This window comes from Streptomyces megasporus (assembly GCF_000718985.1).
Lineage (GTDB): Bacteria > Actinomycetota > Actinomycetes > Streptomycetales > Streptomycetaceae > Streptomyces > Streptomyces megasporus.
Genome location: NZ_JODL01000056.1, coordinates 1 through 4,133 on the forward strand (window position 1 = coordinate 1; position 4,133 = coordinate 4,133).

Genomic DNA, 4,133 nt, shown 5'->3' on the forward strand with positions numbered 1-4,133 from the left:
CACCGCACGTTCACGAAGCTCGGCAGGGTAGGGGGACGGACGTGCCATGACTCGATCCTCTCAGGGAATCGAGCCTCCATCAGACCCGGAGCGGTTCACTGGGACGCTGATCTTGCGGCCTTCGTCGCCGGGCTGGCTGCGGATTACCAGGGCTGGGAAGGCGAGCGGGTCTGGCAGACCTTCGACGGGGACTTGGCGGTGTCCGCCGTCTTTCGGACCGGCGGCCATGTCGGGTTGACCTGGACGTTGCGCCCCTGGCCGAACGCCACGGGAGGATGGGCTGCCTCGGTGACCACTTGGCTGGAGGCTGGAGAGCAGATGTCGTCCCTGGCGTCTGACGTCGAGGGCTTTCTCTCCGGAGAGCAGCCGTGACAGCAGACATGCGCATGACCTGGACGCTGGATGGACACGGCTGGGTCAACTGCACCGTAGAGAATCACCAAGCGAAAGCGGAACTCACCGCGTCCTACATCACCAGTGCTCCGGAGGACTTGCTGACTGCCTTGGCCCGGCTCATCGCCGGCGAGACGGAGGCCCGCGCACAGTTCGAAGCCGAGCCAACGGCCTACCGCTGGATCTTCTATCGCGAAGGCGACGACAGCTGGGTTCGCGTGCTAGAGCTGCGACACGGCAGCGACCACGACAACAAGGGCACCGAGGTCTGGTCGGCTCAGCTCCCCGTCGACGCACTCGTCCGAGCTGTGATCCGCTGCTTCGACGAGGTGGCTCGGTCCTATGGTGAGAGCAGCTACCGCAGCAAATGGGGCGAGCACTTCCCTCGAATCGAGCTCGAAGCTCTCAGACGCCTCTGGCACGCTCGCCGCCGGCGCGACGACGCATAGCCCGCAGAAGCTCGCTCTCCAGTTGGCTGAGACACGCTGGTCGCCGGTGGGACGTCCGGCTACCGGGGTAGCTTCGCGGTTCGCTCCGGGTAGGCGGTGCCGACGTAGCGCATGGCGGTCTGTTCGGTGATGCCGAAGAGCCTCATGAGCTTGAGCGGGTCGCCGGTGGTGAGGGCCTCGTCGAGGATGCGGTCCCGGCGCAGTCTGTCGAGGGTCAGGCCCTTGGGCAGAACTTGTTGCAGAGTGTTCCTGTGCACGGCCGGGTGGTCTGGGTCGAGTGCGGTTTTCTGGCTGACCAGCAGGTGGGGGTTGGCGGAGGCGGGCCAGCGTTGGTGGCGGTAGGTCAGCCAGTCGGCGGTGAGGTGGTGGGTGAGTTCTTCCAGGTAGAGGGTGTGCCGCAGTAGGCCGCGGCGCAGTTCGAGGGTCCCTCGGGCGAGGTCCAGGTCGGCGGTGCGCGCGGTGCGGATCTCGGTGGCGGGGACGGCGTGGATGGCGGCCAAGGCGATGGTGAGCCGCGCGAACGGGGTCGCGATGGGGATGGCAGGTGCGGCAGTGGCCGGCACGCAGTGGCAGCCCGTCCCGGCGGCAGCGCGTACAGTCGCCAGGCTGTTGTCGCTCCCGCCAATACCGGCAGGGGTCGCAGAGGAATCCCGCATGCCGCCTCCCGGGCATCCAGGCTTGGCAGTCGCAGCACTGGCGCGGTGCGAACCATGAGTTCGGGACTGCGGCGACATCGGGGGTCTGAGGTTGACCGACCCGGGAGAGATGTCGGGGTTGAGGCGCGGCCAGCAGGCCGGCGCGTAGCAGGACCAGGCAGACCGTGTCACCGTTCGTCGGCAGGTCCCGCAACAGCGTCTCGGGGGCCGTCTCGCCGCCGTCCGCCTCGCGCACGGCCAGAGCGAGGCGAACCATCTTGGCGGCCAGGTAGTACCAGGCCCTGGTCAAGCGGCGCTCGGCCGTCAACGCCTCCAGCACGGGTTGGGCCTGGTCCCAGCCGGAGACCGTCCGGGTGGCGAGAGCACGGACCGTGGCGTTGGTGAGGGTGCGCGGCAACGTGAACAGGGGAAGCTGGCCCCACACCTGCGGCTCCAGTACCGCCGCACCGGTCGGCTCTTCGCACTGCTGACTCAGCATGCGTCTCCACCTGGCGTTCACCCCACGCCCGCCACTCTCACCGCGCACGATCTTGCGGGCCTGCGTCGCGTAGTGGCGGTAGGTGCCGATCGTGAGCTGAAGGGCACGCGGTCGTGCCCCGGGGACGGCCAGCGCCCATTCCGCGTCGTCCTCGGCCCGGATCGCTTGAAGGCAGGACTTGCATAGGCCCTCGGTGTTGAGGTGGGCCTCGTGTCGGCATCGCGGGCACACCCCGCGTGCGGGGTAATCGTATTTCCAGTGCTCGCAGCCGTGGCAGATCCGGCGCCCATACAGCACCGACCAGCTCAAGCACATCTCGCAGCTGCGGGCACGCCCCGTCCTCTTCGCCATGCCCGTTCCTCAGCTCGGCGGCAGGGAACGCGGCCCGCCGCCGTGGCGGGTACGGGGAACGGGCCTCACCGGCCCAGGCTCCCGCCCCTCGGCGCCGACCGCCAGCTGGCCGGAGTCCCGGGCGGCCTGCGCGCCGGCGACGGGCTCGGCCTGGAGCAGGTCGGCGACCGTGCAGTCGAGCGCCGCGCACATCAGGTCCAGGTCATCCAGACGCACCGTGACCGGCGTGCCGCTCCACAGCGCGGCGACCTTGCTCAGCGACGGGTTGAACCCGACCTGCTGGAACGCGGCCAGCACTTCGGTCGGCCGCCATAGGTCCCGTTGGGCGGCGACCATCCGCAGATTCCACTTCACCGCAGGCTCCCCTTGTCCATCACCAGTCGTTGGGCCGCCCGGGCGCTGGCGGCCAGATTCGCGTGCTCCGGGTCGGCGTGCGCGGTCGCCATGTACCGGAGTGTCGTGGTGGCCCAGGCGTGTCCGAGGACCTTCTGCACCTCCCACAACGTCATCCCGCGCTCGTAGTTGTGGGTCGCGCAGGCGTGACGCAACAGGTGCGGGAACAGGTCGGTGACCGGCCCGGTCAGATAGGTGCCGGCCGCGTTGTGCAGGGCCCGGCGGAACGTCGAGGGGACGATCGCCGGGGCGATCGGCAGGTTCAGCGCCGCGACCGTGGTGGGCTTGCGCTCCGACGGCCACAGCGGCGCCTTCGGGTGCTCGGCGTCGTCGCCGAACTCGCCGCGGATCTCCTCGATGTACCACCACAGGAGGGCCCGGCCCTCCTGGAACATGTACGCCTCGCGCGGCCGGGGCCCCGACCCGCCGGCTCCCTTGCCGACTACGACGAAGCGGCCCCACTGGCCGTGCTCCCAGTGCAGGTCGCCCATGCACACCCCGCACAGCTCGTTGGCCCGGACTCCGGACAGGTACGCGATCTTCGTCATCACGTAGTCGCGGCAGGCAACCAGGTACTTCCTTGCGCCTGGCAGGTCCTCGCGCCAGCGGCCGAAGAAGTCCCGCATCGCCGTCTGCGAGGGCGGGACACGCAAGCCGAAGTCGCCGCGGTGCCGGGGCCGGTTGAACGGGTCGATCGGCGACTCGACGGCGTGGCCGAAGCGGCGCATGATCTCGCCGGCATAGCGCTGTTCGAGGAACGCGAAGTAGGCGTCGATCTTGTTGATCTTGCCGCGCAGGGTCGACGGCGCCCGCTTGCCCGCACCGGCGAAGTACCGGTCGACCTCCCGGGACGAGAGCTGCCACGGCACCGTGCCGTAGAACTCGCAGACCTCGATCACCGGCTTGATCAGCCCGTCGAGTGTCGTCGGTGCCAGGCCGGCCGCGTCCCTCGCCCACTGGTACTCGGACAGCGTGTCGAGGAAGAAGCTCTCCTCGTCGTGCTCCGAGATGCGGGCCTGGCGGCGCCGCTGAAGGGTGACGACGTCCGCGAGACCGGACTCGACCGACACCGCGGCCGGATCCACCGGCACGGCCGGTTCTCGCCCAGGGCGCACGAGCGTCAGCACGCGACTTTCGAAATCTGACACGAAGCCGCAGATTACGGCGACCACTCGCAAAATCTGCGAGTTACTGCTGAGATCTCACGCCAACGAGTGAACAACCCACACAGGGCGATCTACCAGCTGAAATGCGGATTCACGGCCACTGGGAGGCCTCCGGGAACCCGCGCGTACTCCAATAAGCTGCGCTTCGAGGCCGGTCACGGCCTGGTCCAGCGCCCGGTCCGGGTCCCGGACCGTCGTCGCGGCGGGTGTGGTGGTCATCGGGCGGGGGTCTCCTTCACGGCGGTCA

General features: G+C 69.0%; 5 protein-coding genes. 2 read left to right on the top strand and 3 right to left on the bottom strand.

The annotated features are described in order from the left end of the window. Together IF47_RS31310 and IF47_RS0126455 are read left to right on the top strand one after the other, a co-directional pair. Nucleotides 1-372: DUF6228 family protein (locus tag IF47_RS31310; protein WP_245641255.1), on the top strand; the 372-nt coding region annotated here is incomplete at its 5' end. Continuing rightward, a complete protein-coding gene (locus IF47_RS0126455) occupies nucleotides 369-842 on the top strand; it encodes a hypothetical protein (RefSeq protein ID WP_169745247.1) in 474 nt (157 codons plus the stop codon). The genes IF47_RS31310 and IF47_RS0126455, both read left to right, overlap by 4 nt. A 59-nt stretch (nucleotides 843-901) precedes the next feature. On the opposite strand, the gene IF47_RS31810 is transcribed toward IF47_RS0126455, so the two are convergent. The 3 genes from IF47_RS31810 to IF47_RS0126470 all read right to left on the bottom strand — a co-directional run bounded on the left by IF47_RS31810 (nucleotide 902) and on the right by IF47_RS0126470 (nucleotide 3,805). Next, complete coding sequence (locus IF47_RS31810; RefSeq protein ID WP_245641256.1) at nucleotides 902-1,498, bottom strand: hypothetical protein; 597 nt, start codon at nucleotides 1,496-1,498, stop codon at nucleotides 902-904. Nucleotides 1,499-2,336: 838 nt separating this feature from the next. Further along, the gene (locus IF47_RS0126465; protein ID WP_031511532.1) at nucleotides 2,337-2,681 is read right to left on the bottom strand and encodes a helix-turn-helix domain-containing protein; all 345 of its coding nucleotides are present in this window, start codon (nucleotides 2,679-2,681) and stop codon (nucleotides 2,337-2,339) included. Next, nucleotides 2,678-3,805 carry a tyrosine-type recombinase/integrase gene (locus IF47_RS0126470; protein ID WP_031511533.1) on the bottom strand — a complete coding sequence of 376 codons (1,128 nt, stop codon included), beginning with the start codon at nucleotides 3,803-3,805 and terminating at the stop codon, nucleotides 2,678-2,680. The genes IF47_RS0126465 and IF47_RS0126470 overlap by 4 nt, the downstream gene beginning before the upstream one ends. Between the last annotated feature and the right edge of the window lie 328 nt (nucleotides 3,806-4,133).